This is a genomic window from Methylobacterium mesophilicum (genome assembly GCF_036441335.1).
GTDB classification, from domain to species: domain Bacteria; phylum Pseudomonadota; class Alphaproteobacteria; order Rhizobiales; family Beijerinckiaceae; genus Methylobacterium; species Methylobacterium mesophilicum_B.
In genome coordinates this window covers 34,769-55,642 of the sequence record NZ_MLBW01000017.1, presented here as the reverse complement: position 1 = coordinate 55,642, position 20,874 = coordinate 34,769, and the positions used below count along the sequence as shown (strand labels likewise).

The 20,874-nt window shown below is 71.4% G+C and carries 15 protein-coding genes and 1 pseudogene; 7 read left to right on the top strand and 9 right to left on the bottom strand.

From position 1 onward, the window contains the following. Window positions 1-114 precede the first annotated feature (114 nt). A complete protein-coding gene (locus MMR14E_RS12925) occupies window positions 115-1,251 on the top strand; it encodes a branched-chain amino acid ABC transporter substrate-binding protein (RefSeq protein ID WP_331314809.1) in 1,137 nt (378 codons plus the stop codon). 24 nt (window positions 1,252-1,275) lie between these two features. Here MMR14E_RS12925 and MMR14E_RS12920 read toward each other — a convergent pair whose 3' ends face one another. The 5 genes and pseudogenes from MMR14E_RS12920 to MMR14E_RS12900 form a co-directional block, all read right to left on the bottom strand. Then, entirely contained in the window at window positions 1,276-1,845 is a 570-nt protein-coding gene (locus MMR14E_RS12920; protein WP_331314808.1) for a protein-tyrosine-phosphatase, read from the bottom strand. A 302-nt stretch (window positions 1,846-2,147) separates the two neighbouring features. Then, window positions 2,148-4,557, bottom strand: a pseudogene (locus MMR14E_RS12915) (efflux RND transporter permease subunit); the annotation flags it as partial. Next, a complete protein-coding gene (locus tag MMR14E_RS12910; protein WP_331314803.1) occupies window positions 4,554-7,676 on the bottom strand; it encodes an MdtB/MuxB family multidrug efflux RND transporter permease subunit in 3,123 nt (1,040 codons plus the stop codon). The gene MMR14E_RS12910 and the pseudogene MMR14E_RS12915, both read right to left, overlap by 4 nt. A gap of 58 nt (window positions 7,677-7,734) precedes the next feature. Beyond that, a complete protein-coding gene (locus MMR14E_RS12905) occupies window positions 7,735-9,132 on the bottom strand; it encodes an MdtA/MuxA family multidrug efflux RND transporter periplasmic adaptor subunit (RefSeq protein ID WP_331314801.1) in 1,398 nt (465 codons plus the stop codon). Window positions 9,133-9,430: 298 nt separating this feature from the next. Next, window positions 9,431-9,607: a hypothetical protein gene (locus MMR14E_RS12900; protein WP_331314799.1), complete on the bottom strand. Its 177-nt coding sequence runs from the start codon at window positions 9,605-9,607 to the stop codon at window positions 9,431-9,433. Window positions 9,608-10,007: 400 nt separating this feature from the next. Between MMR14E_RS12900 and MMR14E_RS12895 the strand changes: the two genes are divergently transcribed. The 4 genes from MMR14E_RS12895 (at window position 10,008) to MMR14E_RS12880 (ending at window position 14,159) form a co-directional block, all read left to right on the top strand. Beyond that, window positions 10,008-11,177 (top strand): aminotransferase, encoded by a 1,170-nt coding sequence (locus tag MMR14E_RS12895; protein ID WP_331314797.1) that lies wholly within the window; start codon window positions 10,008-10,010, stop codon window positions 11,175-11,177. Window positions 11,178-11,306: 129 nt separating this feature from the next. Continuing rightward, a complete protein-coding gene (locus MMR14E_RS12890; RefSeq protein WP_331314795.1) occupies window positions 11,307-11,801 on the top strand; it encodes a DUF4112 domain-containing protein in 495 nt (164 codons plus the stop codon). A gap of 95 nt (window positions 11,802-11,896) precedes the next feature. Continuing rightward, window positions 11,897-13,117, top strand: a complete 1,221-nt coding sequence (locus tag MMR14E_RS12885; RefSeq protein WP_331314793.1) for an ABC transporter permease — start codon at window positions 11,897-11,899, stop codon at window positions 13,115-13,117. Window positions 13,118-13,520: 403 nt separating this feature from the next. After that, window positions 13,521-14,159 (top strand): MucR family transcriptional regulator, encoded by a 639-nt coding sequence (locus MMR14E_RS12880; protein WP_419539338.1) that lies wholly within the window; start codon window positions 13,521-13,523, stop codon window positions 14,157-14,159. An 18-nt stretch (window positions 14,160-14,177) separates the two neighbouring features. Here MMR14E_RS12880 and MMR14E_RS12875 read toward each other — a convergent pair whose 3' ends face one another. Continuing rightward, window positions 14,178-15,611 (bottom strand): FAD-linked oxidase C-terminal domain-containing protein, encoded by a 1,434-nt coding sequence (locus MMR14E_RS12875; RefSeq protein WP_331314791.1) that lies wholly within the window; start codon window positions 15,609-15,611, stop codon window positions 14,178-14,180. 227 nt (window positions 15,612-15,838) lie between these two features. Here MMR14E_RS12875 and MMR14E_RS12870 point away from each other — a divergent pair, with 227 nt between their 5' ends. Then, a complete protein-coding gene (locus MMR14E_RS12870) occupies window positions 15,839-16,864 on the top strand; it encodes a KpsF/GutQ family sugar-phosphate isomerase (protein ID WP_331314790.1) in 1,026 nt (341 codons plus the stop codon). A 67-nt stretch (window positions 16,865-16,931) separates the two neighbouring features. Here the strand turns inward: MMR14E_RS12870 and MMR14E_RS12865 are convergent, their stop codons facing one another. From MMR14E_RS12865 to MMR14E_RS12855, 3 genes are all read right to left on the bottom strand, one after another. Next, window positions 16,932-17,804 carry an SHOCT domain-containing protein gene (locus MMR14E_RS12865; RefSeq protein WP_331314788.1) on the bottom strand — a complete coding sequence of 291 codons (873 nt, stop codon included), beginning with the start codon at window positions 17,802-17,804 and terminating at the stop codon, window positions 16,932-16,934. Between the two features lie 155 nt (window positions 17,805-17,959). Then, window positions 17,960-18,559, bottom strand: coding sequence for a nitroreductase family protein (locus MMR14E_RS12860; protein ID WP_331314786.1), 600 nt, complete (start codon window positions 18,557-18,559; stop codon window positions 17,960-17,962). 90 nt (window positions 18,560-18,649) lie between these two features. Further along, window positions 18,650-19,717 carry a GSCFA domain-containing protein gene (locus MMR14E_RS12855; RefSeq protein WP_042675851.1) on the bottom strand — a complete coding sequence of 356 codons (1,068 nt, stop codon included), beginning with the start codon at window positions 19,715-19,717 and terminating at the stop codon, window positions 18,650-18,652. Between the two features lie 73 nt (window positions 19,718-19,790). On the opposite strand from MMR14E_RS12855, the gene MMR14E_RS12850 reads away from it, so the two are divergent. Then, window positions 19,791-20,837 carry a WcbI family polysaccharide biosynthesis putative acetyltransferase gene (locus tag MMR14E_RS12850; RefSeq protein WP_331314785.1) on the top strand — a complete coding sequence of 349 codons (1,047 nt, stop codon included), beginning with the start codon at window positions 19,791-19,793 and terminating at the stop codon, window positions 20,835-20,837. The last annotated feature ends 37 nt before the right edge of the window (window positions 20,838-20,874 follow it).

Below are 20,874 nucleotides of genomic sequence, written 5' to 3'. Positions count from 1 at the left end.
TCGCGTTTCGCCGCGTCCTCGCGTATGGGCACTGGGTGCGGGGCGGGATCGAGGCTACGGAGCCGCATCCGCCGTCGCGCCGACGTGTCGCGCAAGGATGCCCAGAAGAGCCCGATGAAGATCGGACGTTTCGTCCCCGCCCACGGGCCGCTCCGGCCCGCGCTGATCGCCCTGAGCCTGTGTCTCGCGCTCCTGCCGGCCACCCAAGCGGTGGCCGACGTGGTGGTCGGCGTCGCGGTTCCGCGGTCTGGTCCCTACGTGGCGGTCGGCGAGCAGGTCCTGCGCGGCGTCGAGGCCGCCGCCCGGGACGCCAACGCCATGGGCGGCCTCGACGGCCAGCCCGTCACCCTCGACGTGCAGGACGACGCCTGCGACTCGAACACCGCGATGGCGGTGGCCAACCACTTCGTTCGGTCGAACGTCCGCCTCGTCGTCGGCCATGTCTGCTCCAACGCCTCCATCGCCGCTTCCGACATCTACGCCCAGAACGGGGTGGTGATGATCACCGCCGCCTCGGTGGCGGCGCGGCTCACCGACCGGGGGCTCCCGAACATCTTCCGCGTCTGCGGCCGCGACGACGATCAGGCGCGCCTGTCCGCCGCCGTGCTGGCCGAGCGGTTCCGCGACCGGAAGATCGCGCTGATCCAGGACCAGACGCCGGCGGCCCGCAGCCTCGCGGCCGCCACCAAGGACAACCTCAACCGCATCGGCGTGAACGAGGCGCTGTTCCTGTCGTTCTCGCCGAGCGACGCCGACGACGCCGCCCTGGCCGACCGGCTCAAGGGCGCCGGGATCGAGGTCGTCTACTACGGCGGCGACGCCGCCGAGATGGGCCGTCTCGTCAAGATCGCGGCGGACCGGGGCTTCCGGCCGCAATGGTTCGGCACCTCGGCCATCGCCACGCCGGATTTCGCCAAGATCGCCGGATCGGCCAGCAACGGCGTGCTGATGACCTTCTACCTCGACCCGAGCCGGCAGCCCGCCGCCGCGACCGTCGTGAAGGCCTTCAAGGCCGAGGGCGTCGATCCCACCGGCTCGACGATCTACGGGTACGCGGCCATGCAGGCGCTGGTGGCGGCCGGCAACTTCGCCCACTCCACCGAGCCGAAGCCCATCGCGCAGGCGCTGCACACCGAGCGCTTCGATCTCGTGCTCGGCACCGTCGGCTTCGACGCCAAGGGCGACGTCACCGCGCAGGGCTACGTGCTCTACGTGTGGAAGGACGGGAGCTTCACGCCGGCCGGGAAGTGAGGGGCGGACCCCTCCCAGGCGCCCTCACAAGGTCTCTGCGGCCTCGACCTCCGCGCCGCGGCCGAGCCCCCGCAGCAGCTCGGCGAGATGCGGGCGGACCCGCAGCTGCAGGGCGTGCAGCCGCCGCACCGCCGCGCTGAGTTCCCCGTCCCGCCCCAGCATCGCGTCGGCGAAGCCGATCATGCGCGCGTTCGGCCAGGCCGGCTCGCGCAGGGCGTGCAGGCGCTCCACCAGGCCGGCGGCGGGCGCGTCCGGCTCGGCCTGCGCGAACAGGGTCAGCAGCGCCGCGGTGGAGCGCGACAGGCCGTAATGGCAGTGGACGAGGAGATGGCCGGCGCCGTCGAGCGCCCGCCCGAACTCCAGGATCGCCGCGACGTGCTCCGGTTCGGGCGGGACGAGGCCCTCGCCGGGGCCGAGGCAGTCGTGGAACCGGAGGGTCGTCCGGGCGTGGGCGCCGTAGGCGGTGAAGGCCGCGGGCTCCGGCGTTCCGGGATCGAGCAGCGACAGGACGTGGCTCACGCCGCGCGCGCCGTGGCCGGCCAGCTCCTCCAGGCCGCAGACGGTGTGCAGGGTGACGGCGGGCTGGGTGTGCATCCCGGGCGCCTAGCACGGGCGCGCGCCGGTTTCGAGGCGCGACGGAACTGCTCCGCCCGCCCGCGGCTTTCGAGAACCGGCACGCACGTGCTACCTGCGACCCCCGATCCGGCCCGGCCGGGCCGGACCTGCTCGGACGAGATGCCGTTGGACGAACCTCACCTCGCGCGATCCCCCGCGGCCGGGACGCGGCGCCGCAGCGTGCTGACCGCCGGCCTCGGCGCGGCCGCGGCGCTCACCGGGCGCGGCGCTCGCCGACGACCCGCTGCCCGGGCTGCTGGTGCCGGTCGCCGCGTTGGTGTTGACGGTCCCGCCCGCCGCCACCGTGCCGGCGACCGCGTTGGTGGTGGCCGAGCCCGGCGCGTTGCCGCCCGAAGTCGAGACGTAGATCTGCTTGAGCGTCTCCGGCGTCTCCAGGTAGCGCGGCGCGATCTCCATCACGACGTGGTACTGGTTCAGCGGGTTGTAGATCGTCGAGACCTGGCGCTGGCCGAAGGCGTCGTAGAGGGTGTTGTCGATCTTGTTCGGCGTGATGCCGTAGCGGAACGCGGTCGCCCGGTCGATCACGACCCGGCTCTCCAGCCCGCCCTCCTGCTGGTCGGAGGTCACGTCCGCGAAGGTCGGATCCTTCTGCAGGGCCGCCACCAGCTTCGGGGCGGCGGCGAACAGCTCCTCGGCGGTGTCGCCCTGGAGGGTGTACTGGTACTGGGCGAAGCTCTGGCGGCCGCCCATCTGCAGGTCCTGGCGGGGGAAGACGTAGAGGCGCGCGCCCGCGACCTGCGCGAGCTTCGGCCGCAGCCGCGCCATCACGGCCGAGATCGGCGCCCGCTCGTTGAGCGGCTTCAGGCCGACGAACACGTTGGCCGAGTTGGTGCCGCGGCCGCCCGTGAAGCCGACGACGCTCTCCACCGCCGGATCCGCCCCGACGATCGCGGTCGCCTGCTTGAGCTTGTGCTCCATCGACTGGAACGAGATGCGCTGGTCGGCCTGGATGCCGCCCATCATCTGCCCGGTATCCTGCTCCGGGAAGAAGCCCTTCGGGACGATGATGTAGAGGTAGACGTTGAGCCCGACCGTGGCGAGCAGGCTCAGCAGGACGAGGCGCGGATGGGCGAGCGCCACCTCCAGCGTCCGCGCGTAGGCGCCGAGCAGCCGGGAGAAGCCGCCTTCCAGCATCCGGATCAGAAGGTTCGGCCGGCGGCTTGAGACGGGCTTGCCGTCCGGAGCGTGCCCCTCGGCCCGCAGCAGCCGGGCGCACATCATCGGCGTGGTGGTGAGCGACAGGACCAGCGAGATCAGGATCGACAGCGACAGCGTGACGGAAAATTCCTGGAAGATGCGGCCGACGAGGCCGCCCATCAGCAGGATCGGCAGGAACACCGCGATGAGCGACAGGCTCATCGAGATCACCGTGAAGCCGACCTCCCGGGCGCCGATCAGGGCCGCCTGGAGCCGGGGCTTGCCCGCCTCGATGTGCCTCTGGACGTTCTCCAGCACCACGATGGCATCGTCGACCACGAAGCCGGTGCCGATGATCAAAGCGGTGAGCGACAGGATGTTGAGCGAGTAGTTCAGCAGGTACATCGCCGAGAAGGTGCCGACGATCGAGATCGGCACGGCGACCGCCGGGATCAGCGTGGCCCGCCAGGAGCGCAGGAAGGCGAACACCACGAGGATCACGAGGCCGACCGCCACCAGCAGGGTCTCCTCGGTGGCCGAGAGCGAGGCGCGGATCGTGGCGCTGCGGTCGCCGGTGAGCTTGATGTCGATGCCGCCGGGGAGTGCCGCGGTGATCTGCGGCAGCGCCTCCTTCACGGCCTTGATGGTCTCGACCACGTTGGCGCCGGGCTGCTTGTAGACGAACAGCAGCACGCCCGGCTTGCCGTTGACGATGCCGAGGTTGCGCTTGTCCTCGACCCCGTCGAGCACCTGACCGACATCGGTGAGCTTCACCGCGGCGCCGTTGCGGTAGGCCACGATGATGTCGCGGTAATCGGCGGCCTTGCGGCCCTGGTCGTTGGCGTAGAGTTGGTAGCGGCGGTCGCCCGCGTCGATCTCGCCCTTGGGCGAGTTGGCGTTGGCGGAGGCGAGCGCCGCCCGGATGCCCTCGAGGCCGATGCCGTAGTTGAACAGGGCCGTGGGGTCGAGTTCGACCCGCACCGCCGGCAGGGACGAGCCGCCGATATCGACGTTGCCGACGCCCGGCAGCTGCGACAGCTTCTGCTGCACCACCGTGGCGGCGGAATCGTAGACCTGGCCGCGGGTCAGCGTCTCCGAGGTCATGCCGAGGATGATGATCGGCGTGTCGGCGGGGTTGAACTTCCGGTAGGTCGGGTTCTGCCGGAGCGAGGCGGGCAGGTCGGCGCGCGCCGCGTTGATGGCGGCCTGGACGTCGCGGGCCGCGCCGTCGATGTCGCGGTTCAGGCCGAACAGCAGCACGATCCGGGTCGAGCCGAGGGAGTTCGTGGACGTCATCTCGTTGACGTCCGCGATGGCGCCGAGCCGCCGCTCCAGGGGGGCCGCCACGGTGGTCGCCATGGTGTCGGGCGAGGCCCCGGCCATCTGCGCCTGGACGAGGATCACGGGGAAGTCGATCTGCGGCAGCGGCGCCACCGGCAGCTTCAGGAAGGCGAACAGCCCGGCGAGCAGCACGCCGATCGTGAGCAGCGTGGTCGCCACCGGCCGCCGGATGAACGGCTCGGAGATGTTCACGGCAGCGCCTCGCCGGGCGCGAGATCCGGCCCCCGCCGCCCCGAGATCCGCCGCTCCAGCCGGTCGAAGGCCAAGTAGATCACCGGCGTCGTGAACAGCGTCAGCACCTGGCTGACGATCAGGCCGCCCGCGATGCAGATGCCGAGCGGCTGGCGCAGCTCCGAGCCGACGCCGGTGCCGAGGATCAGCGGCACCGCGGCGAACAGCGCCGCCAGCGTCGTCATCAGGATCGGCCGGAAGCGCAGGAGGCAGGCCTGGAAGATCGCCTCGCGGGGCTCCATCCCGTCCTCGCGCTCCGCCTGGAGCGCGAAGTCGATCATCATGATGGCGTTCTTCTTCACGATGCCGATCAGCAGCACGATGCCGATCACCGCGATGATGTCGAGCGACAGGCCGAACAGCATCAGGCCGAGCAGCGCGCCGATCCCCGCCGACGGCAGGGTCGAGAGGATCGTGATCGGGTGGATGAAGCTCTCGTAGAGCACGCCCAGCACGATGTAGACCGTGACGATCGCCGCCAGCACCAGGAACAGCTCGTTGCCGAGCGCCGACTGGAAGGCGAAGACCGAGCCCTGTGGCACCACCCGGAACGAGGGCGGCAGCCCGATCTCGGCCTTGACCTTGTCGATCGCCTCGACCGCCTGACCGAGCGCCGCGCCGGGCGCGAGGTTGAACGACACGGTGGTCGCGGGGAACTGGCCGAGATGCGAGATCAGCAGCGGCGCCCGCCGCTCGCTGATCCGCGCGACCGCCGAGAGCGGCACCTGCCCGTTGGTCGCCGTCGACGAGGGCAGGTAGATCGCGTCGAGGCTGCGGAGCGTCGTGTGCAGCTTCGGGTCGGCCTCCAGGATCACCCGGTACTGGTTGGACTGGGTGAAGATCGTCGAGATGATCCGCTGCCCGAAGGCGTCGTAGAGGGCGTTGTCGATGGTGGCCGGGGTGATGCCGTAGCGGCCGGCGGTGGGCCGGTCGATGGTCACGTAGGCGGCGAGCCCCTGGCCCTGGTGGTCGCTCGCCACGTCGGTGACCACGGGGGACTGCGCCAGCGCCTCGGTGAAGCGCGGCACCCAGGTCTCGAAATCGTCGATGTTCGGGCTCTCCAGGATCACTTGGTACTGGGTCGCCGAGACCGCGGTGTCGATGGTCAGGTCCTGGACCGGCTGCATGTAGAGCCGCATGCCGGGCTGGTTCGCGGTGGCCGCCGAGATCCGCCGGATGATCGCGCTGGCCGTCGCGGTGCGCTCCTCGCGCGGCTTCAGGTTGATCAGCATCCGGCCGGAATTGAGCGTGACGTTCTGGCCGTCGACCCCGATGAACGACGACAGGCTCGCCACGTCCGGGTCCTTGAGGACGATCTCGGCCATGCGCTGCTGGCGCTCGGCCATGGCGGCGTAGGAGACCGACTGGTCGGCCTGGGTGATGCCCTGGATCACGCCCGTGTCCTGCACGGGGAAGAAGCCCTTCGGGATCACCGCGAACAGGTAGATCGTGAGCCCGAGCGTGCCGAGGGCCACCAGCAGCGTCAGGCCCTGGTGGTTCAGGACGACCCGCAGGGAGCGGCCGTAGGACGCGATCGTGCCGTCGATGGCGCGCCGGCCCAGGCGTGAGAGGACGCCCTCCCGGCGGTGGGCCGCCTCGGGAACGTGCTTCAGGAGCCGGGCGCACAGCATCGGCACCAGGGTCAACGACACAACCGCCGAGATGACGATCGTGGCCGCCAGCGTGATGGCGAATTCGTGGAACAGCCGCCCGACCACGTCGCCCATGAACAGGAGCGGGATCAGCACGGCGATCAGCGAGACGGTGAGCGAGATGATGGTGAAGCCGATCTCGCGGGAGCCCTTCAGCGCCGCTTCAAGCGGTGAATCGCCGGCCTCCACGTGGCGGGCGATGTTCTCGATCACCACGATGGCGTCGTCGACCACGAAGCCGGTGGCGATGGTCAGCGCCATCAGCGACAGGTTGTCGAGGGAGAAGCCGTACAGGTCCATCACCGACAGGGCGCCGACCAGCGACAGCGGCACCGACAGGCTCGGGATCAGGGTCGCCGACAGGCTGCGCAGGAACAGGAAGATCACCAGCACCACGAGCGCGATGGCGAGGCCGAGCTCGAACTGCACGTCCTCCACGGAGGCGCGGATCGTGGTGGTCCGGTCCGTGAGCGGCGCCACCGCGACGGCGGCCGGCAGGCTCGCCTGGAGTTGCGGCAGCAGCGCCTTGATCTTGTCGACGGTGGCGATGACGTTGGCGCCGGGCTGGCGCTGGATGTTGAGGATCACCGCCGGCGTCGCGTCGGCCCAGGCGCCGAGCTTGGTGTTCTCCGGCCCCTCGACCACGTCGGCGACCTCCGAGAGCATCACCGGGGCGCCGTTGCGGTAGGCGATGATCGCCGCGTCGTAGGCCTTCGGGTCGCGGATCTGGTCGTTGGCGTTGATCGCGTAGGACTGCTTCGGCCCGTCGATCGTGCCCTTCGGCGTGTTGACGTTGAGGTTGGTGATGGTGGTGCGCAGGTCGTCGATGTTGAGCCCGTAGGCGGCGAGCGCCCTTGCGTTGAACCGCACCCGCACGGCCGGGCGCTGGCCGCCCGAGATGCTCACGAGGCCGACGCCCGCCACCTGGCTGATTTTTTGAGCCAACCGCGATTCCGCCAGATCCCGCACCTGGGTGAGCGGCAGGGTCTTGGAGGTCAGCGCGAGCGTCAGGACCGGCGCGTCGGCCGGGTTGACCTTGGCGTAGATCGGCGGCGCCGGCAGGTCCGAGGGCAGGAGGTTGCCGGCGGCGTTGATCGCCGCCTGGACCTGCTGCTCGGCGATGTCCAGCGGCAGGTCGAGGCTGAATTGCAGGGTGATGACCGAGGCGCCCGCCGAGGATTGCGAGGTCATCTGGTTGAGGTTGGCGAGCTGGCCGAACTGCCGCTCCAGCGGCGCGGTGACCGAGGAGGTCATCACCTCGGGGCTGGCGCCGGGATAGAAGGTCTGGACCTGGATCGTCGGGTAGTCGACCGCCGGCAGCGCCGAGACCGGCAGGTTCAGGTACGACACGCCGCCGACGATCAGGATCGCCAGCATCAAGAGCGTCGTGGCCACCGGCCGCAGGATGAACAGGCGGGACGGGTTCATGACGCGCTCCCGTTGTCCCTCTCCCCACCGAGGAGGGCGCGTCGCGCCGGAGCCGCCCTCACTGCGCCTGACGGCGCCGGTGCCGACGACCGCCCTCCGCTGTCCCTTGCGAATCCGGCGCCGCGGCCTCGGTCGGTGCGCCCGACTTCACGTCCCCCTTGCCATCCGGCTTCGCCTCGGCCGCCTTGCCGTCGCCGGCCGCCGCCTGTGCGCCCTCGGTGATCCGGACCGGCGCGCCGTCCTTCAGCCGGTCGGTGCCGTCCGTGACGACGCGGTCGCCCGGGTTCAGGCCGGAGACCACCACGGTGTGGGTCCCGTCGGTCTCGCCGGTCTTGATCGGCCGGACCGTGACCTTGCTGTCCCCGTCCATCAGGTAGACGTAGGTGCCGGGCGTGCCCTGGAGCAGGCTGGAATTCGGCACGAGCGTCGCGCCCCGCACCGTGTCGACGGTCAGCTTGGCGTTGACGAACTGGTTCGGGAACAGCTCCTCGTCGGCGTTGTCGAACAGCGCGCGCAGCTTCACCGTGCCGGTGGTCGTGTCGATCTGGTTGTCGACCGTGTCGAGGCGGCCGGTGGCGATCTCGTGGGCGTCGCCGCGGTCGTAGGCCCGCACGGTGAGCTTCGCGCCGGCGCGCACCTGCCGCATCACCCGCGCCACGTCGTCCTCCGGCAGGGTGAACACCACCGAGATCGGGTGCAACTGGGTCACCACCACGATCGCCGTCGAGGCGGCCGAGATGTAGTTGCCCTGGTCGACCTGCCGCAGGCCGACCCGGCCGTCCACCGGCGACGTGATGTGCGTGTAGGCGATGTTGAGCTTCTGCTGATCGACGAGCGCCTGGTCGGCCGCGACCGTGCCCTCGTTCTGCTTCACCAGCGCACCCTGCGTGTCGACGTTCTGCTTGGAGATCGAGTCCTGCCGGTTCAGCGTCTGGTAGCGCTGCAGGTCGAGCTTTGAGTTCTGCAGGAGCGCCTGGTCGCGGGCGAGCTGGCCCTGGTACTGGGCGAGCAGGGCCTCGTACGGCCGGGAATCGATCCGGGCGAGTTCGTCGCCCGCCTTGACCATCTGGCCCTCGCGGAACTGCACCTGCGTGAGGTAGCCGCTGATCTGCGACTTCACCGTCACGGTGGCGAGCGGCGTCACGGTGCCGAGGCCCTGCAGCACCACCGGCATGTCGCCGGTCGTGACGCCGGCGATGCCCACCGCCTGCGGCATGTCGGAGCCGCCGTGCCGGCCGCCGCGTCCGCCGGTCCGATGCGCCGTCGCGGGCCCCGCGCCCTTGTCGGTGCGCGCCTCGTACCAGCGGTGGCCGATCGCCCCGGCGCCGGCGAGCAGCACCAGGATCACGAGCCAGCGGATCGGCCGGAAGCGCCGCGTCCGGACCTCGCGCGCGGGGGCCTCGCCGGGCTGGTAGGCGCGGGCCGTGTCGGTCCGGATCGGTGAACTCTCGTTCATGCCTGACTAGAGCACAGGACGGTCGTCAGCGCGACCGGCGGCACCCTATCCCTCGCTGTCCAAGCCCCCATGCCGCCCCCGGAACGCCGCGTCCCGGAAGCCCGTCCTGAAGCCGCCCGATCCCGCGGGAACCGGCGGCTCCGATCCCGTCTGCGGGAGCGTAAGCCCATAAAGCTGTCCGGGCCCCGAACGGCTCCTTACCGCGGCGACATGGTCGCCCGCGGTCGCGCCGCTCGCGCACCTCGCGGTGCGCTCCACCGGTGCCCGGCCAATGCGCCGTCACTAGGGCGGCGACGTTTCAGTCGTGTTGCTGCGGCCCGCCCGCCGCCTCCGGTGCTGCATAAGCGCGCAGCACCGCCCGGAACGGCGGATCGACCGGGGCGACGGCCACGGCGCGGCGCAGGCCGAGTCCGAGGCCGCCGATCAGCAGTGCCAGGACCAGGCAGCCGAGGAACGCGCGTGAGGAGGGCCGCATCGTCGTATCCGGGAGGCCGGCCCGAGGATCGGCGGGTGTTCGGGGCAGGCACCGCCGCGCATGCCGAAAGGGCCACCGACCCGCAAGTCGATGGCCCTTCTGGGGACCGGAGCGGCACCCCGCTGACGGGGCGAGGGGGCGAAGCCCCGTCGGCGAGTGCGCCACTCCGGCCGTGACCCGAACCTACGAGACGGGTGATGAATGTCAACATTCGTCAGCCGACGCTGGCGCGCCGGAGACCAGGTCTGTGCGACCGCGCACATGCCGCGACGCGCGACGGCCATGCTGGACCATGCTACAGGCCGGCGATGCCGAGACCCGCCATGCCGACCTTCTCGATGCCCGGCGCCGCGAGCCGCACCCCGGGCCGCACCCCGGGCCGCGCCGTTCGCCGCGCCGCATGAAGCCCGCCTTCATCAACCCCGTCTTCGACGCGCTGCCCACCACCGTGTTCGAGACCATGTCGCGGCTCGCGCGGGTCCACGGCGCGATCAATCTCGGCCAGGGTTTCCCGGACGATCCCGGTCCGGAGGACGTGCGCGCGCGGGGCGCCCGGGCGCTGCTGGACGGCTGGAACCAGTACCCGCCGATGATGGGCCTGCCGGCCCTGCGCGCGGCGGTCGCCGACCATTACGCGCAGCACCAGGGGCTCGTCCTCGACCCGGAGACCGAGGTGATGGTCACCTCCGGGGCGACCGAGGCCCTGGCCGGCGCGCTCCTGGCGCTGATCGAGCCCGGCGACGAGGTCGTGCTGTTCGCGCCGATGTACGACGCCTACCTGCCCCTGGTCCGAAGGGCCGGCGGCGTGCCGCGGATCGTGCCGCTGCGACCGCCGGCGTTCCGCCTCGACGAGGCCGCGCTGGCGGAGGCCTTCGGGGCGCGGACCCGGGTCGTGGTGCTGAACAATCCCCTCAACCCGAGCGCCACCCTGTTCGCGCCGGAGGACCTCGACCTGCTGGCCCGCTACTGCCAGCGCTTCGACGTGACCGCCCTCTGCGACGAGGTCTGGGAGCACGTGGTGTTCGACGGCGCGCGCCACCGGCCGCTGATGGCGTTGCCGGGGATGCGGGAGCGGACCGTCAAGATCGGCTCGGCCGGCAAGATCTTCTCGCTCACCGGCTGGAAGGTCGGTTTCGTGATGGCCGATGCCCGGCTGATGCGCGGGCTCGCCAAGGCGCACCAGTTCCTCACTTTCACCACGCCCCCGAATCTCCAGGAGGCCGTCGCCTACGGGCTGGGTAAGCCGGCCCCGTGGTTCGACGCCATGCGGGCCGGCTACGCCCGCTCCCGCGACCGGCTCGCGGACGGCCTGCGCGGCCTCGGCTTCACGGTGCTGCCGGCCCAGGCCACGTGGTTCCTCAACGTCGACATCGCCGCGCGCGGCCACGCCGACGACGTGGCCTTCTGCGAGGCGCTCGTCACCCGTCACGGCGTCGCGGCGATCCCCGTGAGCGCCTTCTACCCGGACGCCTCCGTGCGGGTCCTCGTCCGGCTCTGCTTCGCCAAGGACGACGCGACCCTGGATGCGGCGCTCGACCGCATGCGCGGGCTCCCCGAGGGGACGGCATGAGCGCCGGCGTGAGGCACGGCGCGAGCGACGGCTCGACGGGCGGCACGGTCCACGCGGGCGCCGTCCTTGCGGGGATCCGGGCGGGGGGCCACATCGTTGGGGACGATGGCTTCCCGACGGATCCCGACCATGGACTTCACCCAGGCTGCCCAGGCCGGGCGTTTCGCCCGTGCCGAGACCTTCCCCGGGGGCGAGACCCGCTCCGGGACCCGGCCCCCCTTCCTGTCGGCGGATCTCGGCCGCGAGGCGAGCCTCGCCCGGCTGGAGACGCTGGCCCATCTGATGGACACGGCCTTCGTCATCCCGGGCCTCAACCGGCGGGTCGGCTTCGACGCGCTGATCGGCCTCGTGCCGGTGATCGGCGACGTGGCCGGCATGGTGATCTCGTCCTTCATCGTCTACGAGGCGAAGCGCCTCAGCGCGCCGCGCTGGCTGCTGGCCCGGATGGGGCTGAACGTGGCCTTCGACGGGCTGATCGGCGCGGTGCCGGTGGCGGGCGACCTGTTCGACGCCGCCTTCAAGGCCAACCGCCGCAACGTCCGGCTGCTGCGCGGCTGGCTGGAGCGCAGCGGCAACCTGCGTCCCACCGAGATCGACGGCACCGCGACCCGGCTCGACGGCTGAGCGTCCCCGGCCCCCGCCCCGCGGCCGGCCNCCGCCGGCCGCCCCGATCCCGGGGCGGCGGGCGCGCGGGCGGCCCGGTCCCGGAGGCGGCACGGATGAACGAGGTCACGCGTCCCGGCGACAACGAGGTCGTGCCCGCGGCGATGCCCGGCCCCCAGCCGCTGGTCCTGCGACCGGACGAGGGGGCGCCGCCCCCGGTCCTCCCCGAGGCCGCCTGCCGGCGCGCCCGCCTGTCGCCGCTCAACCGGCGCCGGCTCGACAATTTCCGCCGCAACCGGCTCGGCTACGGATCGTTCGTGATCTTCACGATCCTGTTCGTGCTCAGCCTGTTCGCGGAGTTCATCGCCAACGACCGCCCGATCGTGATGTCCTACAAGGGCGAGTGGCTGGTCCCGGTCCTGGTCGACTATCCCGAGGAGAAGTTCGGCGGCTTCCTCGCCACGACCGACTACCGCTCCCCCGAGATCCGCCGGGAGATCGCGGCGAACGGCTGGGCCCTGTGGCCGCCGATCCCGTTCTCGTACGACACGATCAACGAGGACCTGCCGACGCCGTCGCCGTCGCCGCCGACCTGGATGCTCACGGACGCGCAGTGCCGGCCGGTCGCCGAGAAGCTCGGCGGCAGCACCTGCGCGGACATCCCGTGGCACTGGCTCGGCACCGACAACACCACGCGGGACGTGCTGGCGCGGGTGATCTACGGCTTCCGCATCTCGGTCCTGTTCGGCCTGATCCTGGCGGCGGTCTCGTCGGTGATCGGCGTCGTCGCGGGCGCCGTGCAGGGCTATTTCGGCGGCTGGGTCGATCTCGCCTTCCAGCGCTTCATCGAGGTCTGGGGCGGCATCCCGACCCTCTACCTGATCATCATCATCTCGGCCTTCATCGCCCCGGGCTTCTTCGTCCTGCTCGGGATCATGCTGCTGTTCTCGTGGGTCGCGCTCGTGAGCGTGGTGCGCGCCGAGTTCCTGCGGGCGCGGAACTTCGAGTATGTCCGGGCCGCCCGGGCGCTGGGCCTGTCGAACATCCGGATCATGACGGTCCACCTGCTGCCGAACGCCATGGTGGCGACGCTGACCTTCCTGCCGTTCATCCTGAACGGCTCGATCACCACGCTGACCTCGCTCGACTTCCTCGGCTTCGGCCTGCCGCCGGGCTCGCCGTCCCTCGGAGAACTTCTCGCGCAGGGCAAGGACAATCTGACCGCTCCGTGGCTCGGATTGACCGGCTTCCTGGTCATCGCCGTGATGTTGAGCCTGCTCGTCTTCGCCGGCGAGGCCGTGCGGGACGCCTTCGATCCGCGCAAGACTTTCGCCTGAGGCCGCGATAGGTCGCGACCGGATTGCGAAAATGACGCAGGGCGCCGACCTGCGCGCGCACAACTGTACGAAGATTGCGCATTGTGCCCGCCCGGCCGGGCGGCAACCCTATACGATCGTCTAGATCCGGCCCCGGACCTGGGGGTAAAGGTCTCTGCCGGCTGCGAAAACCCGCTTCGAGGAAGCGACTAGAATTCGCCGGACGGACACCGATAAAGCCTCTCAGAAGTGCCCCTCAAGTGCTCCCAATGCAACCATACCCTGTAAGCCTCGCCGTGTGATGCAGAGTTAGACTTCGGTCACATCACAGATAATTGTATGAATCGCCTTGCATTTTTCAGACGCTGTCTTAACTCGCGGAAAGTGGGGACCCCATCAGGCTTTTGTGCCGAGGAACGAGAGAATGTCAGAAGCTGCGCCGACATCGCAATTGGATTTCATCGAGCGGACCGTGGACGTCGTCGCGGCCTACGTTTCCAACAACTCGCTGCCCTCGGCCGAATTGCCGGCCCTGATCGCGAGCATCCACGAGGCGCTGAACACGATCGGGTCCGGCCCCGTCGCTCCGGCGACCGAGAGCGTCGAGCGGCCGACGCCCGCCCAGGTCCGCAAGTCGATCCGCCCCGACGGACTGGTCAGCTTCATCGACGGGAAGTCGTACAAGACGCTGAAGCGTCACCTGACCAAGCACGGCCTCGATCCGCAGACCTACCGTGAGCGCTACGGCCTGCCGGCCGATTACCCGACCACTTCGGCGAACTACTCGGCGCAGCGCTCGGCGCTCGCCAAGAGCCTCGGCCTCGGCCAGCCGGGCCGGTCCCCGGCGGGCGACAAGGCCGCCGCGGCCCCCGCCGAGGAGACGGCCGCCGCCCCCGCGTCCGNCGTCCGGCCGCCGCAAGGGCGCGACCGCGTCGACCAAGGCCCGGGCGAGCCGCAAGGTCGAGGCCGCCTGAGCGCGGCCGCGAGGGCCGGACGGGCGCGAGCGCGCCCGCACCGGTCCGGACCTCTTGGCCAGACCTCTTGGCCAGACCTCTTGGCCTGACCCGTCCCGCGGCCCGGTTCAGGCCGCGAGGCGCCCGTCCAGCGGGAACACCTTGGCGGGGTTCAGCATCCAGTCCGGATCGAACACCGCCTTGACCCGCATCTGCTGCTCCAGGTCGACCTGATCGTACTGGAAGCGCATCAGCTCGCGCTTCTCGATGCCGACCCCGTGCTCGCCGGTGAGACAGCCGCCGACCTCGACGCAGAGCTTCAGGATCTCGTCGCCCGCCGACTCGGCCTTCTGCAGCTCGCCGGGCCTGTTGATGTCGAACAGGATCAGCGGGTGCAGGTTACCGTCGCCCGCGTGGAACACGTTGGCGACCCGCAGGCCCTTCTCGGCGCAGATCGACCCGATCCGCTCCAGCACCGGCCCGAGCTGGCCGGTGGGGATCGTGCCGTCCATGCAGATGTAGTCGGAGATCCGGCCGGTGGCGCCGAAGGCCGACTTGCGGCCCTTCCAGATCGCGGCCGATTCCGCCTCCGAGCGCGAGACCCGCACGCTGGTCGGGTGGAAATCCCGGGCGATCGTCTCGATCCGCGCCAGCATCGCGTCGCACTCGGCATCCGAGCCCTCGACCTCGATGATCAGCATCGCCTCGGCGTCGCGGGGATAGCCGGCCTGGGCGAAATCCTCGGTGATCAGGATCGCCTCGCGGTCCATGTACTCGATCGCCACCGGGATGATCCCGGCCGCGATGATCGCCGCCACGCACGCGCCCGCGTCCTCGACCTTCGAGAAGCCGACCAGCACCGGCCGCGCCCCCTCGGCGGCGCGCAGGATCCGCACGGTCGCCTCGGTGACGATGCCGAGCTGCCCCTCCGAGCCGCAGACGAGGCCGAGCAGGTCGTAGCCGCCGCTGTCGAGGTGCTGGCCGCCGATCTCCACGACGGTGCCGTCGTTGAGCACCAGGGTGACGCCGAGCAGGTTGTTGGTGGTCACGCCGTATTTCAGGCAGTGCGCGCCGCCGGAATTCATCGCGATGTTGCCGGCGATCGTGCAGGCGAGCTGGCTCGACGGGTCGGGGGCGTAGAAGAAGCCCTCGTGGCTGACCGCCCCGGAGATCGCGAGATTGGTGATGCCGCTCTGCACCCGGGCGGTGCGGTTGGCGAAGTCCATGTCGAGGACCTGGGTCATCTTGCCGACGCCGAGGATGATCGCGTCGGCCTGCGCGATGGCGCCGCCCGCGAGCGACGTGCCGGCGCCGCGGGGCACGACCCGCACGCCGTTGGCGTGGCAGTAGGCCATCACGGCGGCGACCTCCGCGGTGGTGGAGGGCAGCACCACGGCGAGGGGCATCTGCCGGTAGGCGGTCAGCCCGTCGGTCTCGAAGGCCCGGCGCTCGTCCTCGCTCACCACCAGCGCCTCCGGCGCGACCAGGGGGGCGAGACCGGCCAGGATCGCCTCGCGGCGGGCGAGGATCGCGGGATCGGGGTCGGGGAAGCGGATGGTCATGGGGCTCTTGCCCTCCTGGGGCCCGCGGCGCGGGATGGCGCGCGGGATGGCGTGCCGGGAGCATGGACCCCGGCGGCCGCGCCTTCAACCGGCGTGCGGCGCTGCGTCGTCCCCGCGTCACATTTCAACCACGACGGCTGCCTAGCGTCGCCGGAGACGCCTCGCTGCGCCGCTCCCCGAGTCCGGCCCCGGTGCCGGATCCGGTCGACGGGTCAAGAACGGACACGATGAACGCTCCCGCCTCCAGCGCCCTGCGCGACGACCGCTACGACGCCCCGTCGGCGCATCTCGCCACCACCCGCGACCTCGGGATCCGCAGCCTCCAGCTCGGCATCGCGGCCCTGCAGGAGGCGAGCGCGGCCTTCCATGGCCGGCTCGGCGCGGCCTTCGAGGAGGCGGTGCAGACGATCCTGCAGAGCAAGGGCCGCGTCATCGTCAGCGGCATCGGCAAGAGCGGGCATGTCGGGCGCAAGATCGCCGCGACGCTGGCCTCCACCGGCACGCACGCCTTCTTCGTCCACCCGACCGAGGCGAGCCACGGCGATCTCGGGATGATCGCCCGGGACGACGTCATCATCGCGCTGTCGTGGTCGGGGGAGACCGCGGAACTGTCCGACCTCGTCGGCTTCAGCCGCCGGTTCTCGATTCCGCTGGTGGCCATCACCCGCAACGGCGAGAGCACCCTGGGCAAGGCCGCCGACGTGCTGCTGGAACTCCCGCGCGTGCGGGAATCCTGCCCGCACGACCTCGCGCCGACCTCCTCCAGCCTGATCCAGCTGGCGCTGGGCGACGCCCTGGCGGTGGCGCTGCTGGAGCGGCGCGGCTTCACCTCCGCGCGCTTCCACACCCTGCATCCGGGCGGCACCCTCGCGGCCCGCCTCAGGACGGTGCAGCAGGTGATGCACGGCCCCCAGGACATGCCGCTGGTGCACGAGACTGCCCTCATGTCCGAGGTGCTGATCGAGATCGCGGCGCGGCGCTACGGCTGCGTCGGCGTCACGGACGCGGCCGGGCGCCTCGTCGGCATCGTCACGGACGGCGACCTGCGCCGCCACATGGGTCCGGCGCTCCTCGACACGCCGGTCTCGACGGTCATGACCCGGGACCCGGTGACCGTGGAGCCCCACAAGCTGGCTCAGGCCGCGCTGGAGCTGATGAACCGCCGGCTGATCACGGCGGTCTTCGCCGTCACCGACGGCCGGCCGGTCGGCATCGTGCACGTCCACGACCTGCTGCGCGTCGGCATCGCCTGAGGCCGTCCGGCCCCGCATCCTGCGAGGCCTCGGGCCGAGGGCGCGAGGTGCGGCGGTCGGGCGCCGCTCAAAGCCGCGCGAGCAGCTCCGCCTTCTTGGTCGCGAATTCCGCGTCGGTGAGCACGCCGCGCGCGTGCAGCTCGGCCAGCCGCTCGATGGTCCCGAGAACCTCGTCCGGAGACGACCGGTCCGGGGCGGGTGAAGGGGTAGGCGAAGCGGCGTGGGAAGCGGTGGGCGAAGCGTCCTTCGCCGGGATCTCGGCCGGATCAGCTCGGCCCGGATCCACATGGTCGGGATCCGCTCGGCCCGGATCCGCTTGGCCCGGATCCGCTTGGCGCGGATCCGCTTGGCGCGGCGCCGCGACCTCAGCCTCGATCCGGCGCAGGCGGTCGAGGGCGACGGCCCCGGCCGGTCCCGTGAAGCCGAGGCTGCCGTTCGCCTGGGAGACGCCGGTGATGCGGTGCGCGCCGGTATCGTACAGCGCGACCCCGGATCCCGCGTCGACGGCGAGCCGCCGTCTCTCCGGGAAATAGGCGTAGCGCAGCCCGTTCTGCGCGCCGGTGCTGGCCGGATCCCCGAGGCCGGCCGGCCACCACTCGCCGCCGCCCCGGCGCGCCGCGGGCGCGGCCTCCGAGAAGCCCCCCGCCGGGAGCGCGCCGGCCAGTTCGGTGCAGAGCGCGTCGACCCGCGCCTTCAGCGCGTCGTCGAACATCCGGCCGACCATCACCATCCCGCCGGAAAACCACTGCCCCATCCCGCCGAGATCGGGATGGTCGAACTGCGCCATCGTGCCGTGGCCGCGCTCGAGGGCCCGGACCAGGTGGCGCACGGCGTCCGGGCTGACCCCGTGGCGGTCGGCGACGGCCTGCAGCCCGGGGACGGGGTCGAACGGCCCGTCGTCCCGGAACGGGTCGGACGCGGTGGTGTCGGACGGATCCATGAGCCAGCTCCCGAAGCGTCGGAGGGCGGACAGGAGGCGCGCGGCGGCGGCCCCCTGCCGGCCCGGGTCGAGCCCGTGGGCCTGCGCCCACGGACCTGCGACGGCGTCGCGTCGCGGAGCCAATCCCCGGTCGTGCAAGCGGGTTCCGGCCCGTCTCAGCCGGCGGCCGGCGGGAACGGTCCCGCGATGGTGAAGTCGGTGATCGGCCGGCGGCCGTTCGGGGTCTCGCGGGGCCGCTGCTCCTCGGTGAGGTCCGCCTCCGGGATCTTGCGGCCGACCGCGAAGGCGGCCTCGATCCGGTGATGCTCGGGCAGACGCAGCACCGCGGGGGCGCGGACATGGTCGAACCCGACCATGCCGTGGGCGTGCCAGCCCTGGTGGATCGCCTGGAGCTGGAAGGCCAGCGAGGCGGTGCCGGCGTCGAAGGAGTGGCTGTAGGAGGGCTTCAGCTCGTCACCGACCTTCATGAGCCCGTTCGAGACCAGGAACAGGATCGCGCCGGTGCCGGAAACCCATTTCTGGTTGCCGGGCACCAGCAGGTCGAAGAACGTGTCCCAGTGGGCGTCGCCCCGGAGCGCGTAGAGGAAGCGCCAGGGCTGCGAGTTGTAGGCGGAGGGCGACCAGCGCGCCGCCTCGATCATCCGCATCAGCTCGGATTCGGGCACGGCCTCGCCCGTGAAGGCGCGGGGCGAGTGCCGCTTCACGAAGACCGGATCGATGTCGTGGTCGGCGCGGCGGGGCGGGGGCAGGCTCAAGGGATTCGTCTCCGAAGGGCGCGGGCGCCCGGGCGAGGCCGAGCTTGCCCGAAAGGGCCGGCCGGAGGCAAACCTTGGGCCTACGCCACGTTAAGCCACGCTGCGCTCGATCTCCTCCTCGTCGCAGATCACGCCGGCATTGCCCTCGAACTCGGCCGCGAGGTCGACGGGGGCGTGGGTCGGCGCCGGCGAGACCCGGTCGCGGGCGAAGGTCGCCAGGAACAGGCGCATCACGTGGCGCACGCCCGCGTCGTTGATGGTGCGCTGGTCCTCGTTGTAGTAGCGCCCGGCATTCACGTTGCTCGTGACGATGTCGTAGGCGGGGAAGTAGACCGCCCGCGGGTCGCCGCGGCCGACCACCTCGCCGGCCGCCACCCGCAGCACCGACTTGGAGTAGCTGTTCGACTCCATCACGTGCCGGTCCATGTAGGTGGCGATCATCGGCACCGGCGAGACCGTGAAGATCACCCGCGCCTTCGGGTTCACGCTCCAGAGCCGGTCGAGGAAGCCGTTGAGGTCGCCCAGAACCTCGCCCGCGCCGGCATTCACGCACTCGTAGAGCGCGGGGTCGAACGTGCCGCCCGCGACGCCGGGGGCGAGCGGCAGCGCCGCGCCGTCGGCCCGCCAGCGCCAGCCCTCCGTGAGGCCGAGCGTCAGCACGAACACGTCGAGCGTCTCGAACAGGCGGCGCACCTCGGCGAGGTGCGCGTCGCGGGCGGCGACCACCTCGGCCTCGCTGGCGAAGCCCGCCGGCTCGACGGTCGGGCGGAACGGGTCGACGTAGCGGCCGTCGTCGCGCAGCCACGCCTTCAGCTCCGGCTCGAACGTCCCGTAGGCCCGGTCGAACAGCTGCACGAACTGGCGCGTGTAGTAGAGGTTGCCGTAGCGCGCCGAGAACGTGCCGAACTGGCGGGCGTTGGCCTCCTCGGCGCTCATGCCGGGGGTCGGCGGCTCGGTCAGGTAGTAGTTGAACCCGGCGCCGCGCACCGCCTCGGCCACCCGCTGCGCGAAGCAGGAGCCGCCGGTGGCGACCTTGTCGGTCGGCCCGATCACGAAGGTGTCCTTCGGGTGCGGGTTGACCGCGAAGGGCGGCACGTTGGTCACGACCTTGCGCCAGAATCGCTCGGCCGGTAGACCCGTATACGGATTCAACGCCATCTTCGAACCCTCTTCCTCACGACGGCGACGGCCCTCGGGACCGCTGAACCGTCCGCTGACACCGGCACGCGACGTGGCCCTGAACGACCTGCCCCGGCGCGCCCGCAGCGCGTTCACCCTGCCGACGCCCAGTTGGGCCCCCAGTTGGCCCCCCACCTGGGCGACACCATGGCGGAACCGCGCCCGCGCCGCCACCGGGCGTGACGGGCCGAGCATCGCGGTGCTGGGCAATTGCCAGGCCCGGGGCATCGCCCGGGCCATGCGCCTGCTCGCGCCGAAGAGCCCGGTCCGCTACCTGCCCATGGGCTCGCTGAAGCGCGACCACGGCCATGTCGACGGCTTGATCCGGACCCTGCGCGCCCACGACCACGTCTTCTCGCAGGCCTTCCCGGCCGGGCTGATCCCCGGCGGCGACGCCGCCACCGTGCGCGCGGCCGACCCGCGGCTCAGGCTGTTCCCGTCGATCGTGTTCTCGGCCTTCCACCCGGACATGGTCTATGTCGGGCAGGCCTCGGACCTCGCCGCGCTGAAGCTGACGCCGTCGCCGCTGGGCCAGTACCACTCGGCGATCGTCGTCACCGCCCACCGGCTCGGCCTCGATGCCGGCCGCACCGTCGGCCTGTTCCGCGAGGACGTGTTCGCCCGCCTGGGCTACCTCGACCACTGGGACCCGGCCGTGCGCGAACTCGTCGGCGCGGCCGACGCCCTGGGCTTCGGCCTGGAGCGCGAGGTGACCCGCTGGGCGCGCCGCGGCGCCTTCATGCACCTGATGAACCATCCCAAGGTCCACGTCCTCGGCGACATCGCGCGGCGGCTGCTGCAGGAGAGCGGGTTCGCGCCCGAGCCCGTGGAGATCGAGGATTACCTCGGCGACGAACTCGCCCAGGACGTGGTCTGGCCGATCTACCCGCCCGTCGCCGAGCATTTCGGCCTGACCGGCTCGTACCTGTTCAAGACCAAGCCGCGGGGCGACGACTTCCCGGTGCTCTACGACCTGCCGGGCTTCGTCGCGGCGAGCTACGCCCTCTACGACGCGATGCCCCCCGGGGATCTCGCCTGCCCGCGGGTCGAGGCGTGGCTCGCCGCGCCCGAGATCGTCGCGCTGTTCCGGGCGGGTTGAGGCGGCCGCGGACCCGCGGCGCCGCTCAGCCTGCCGC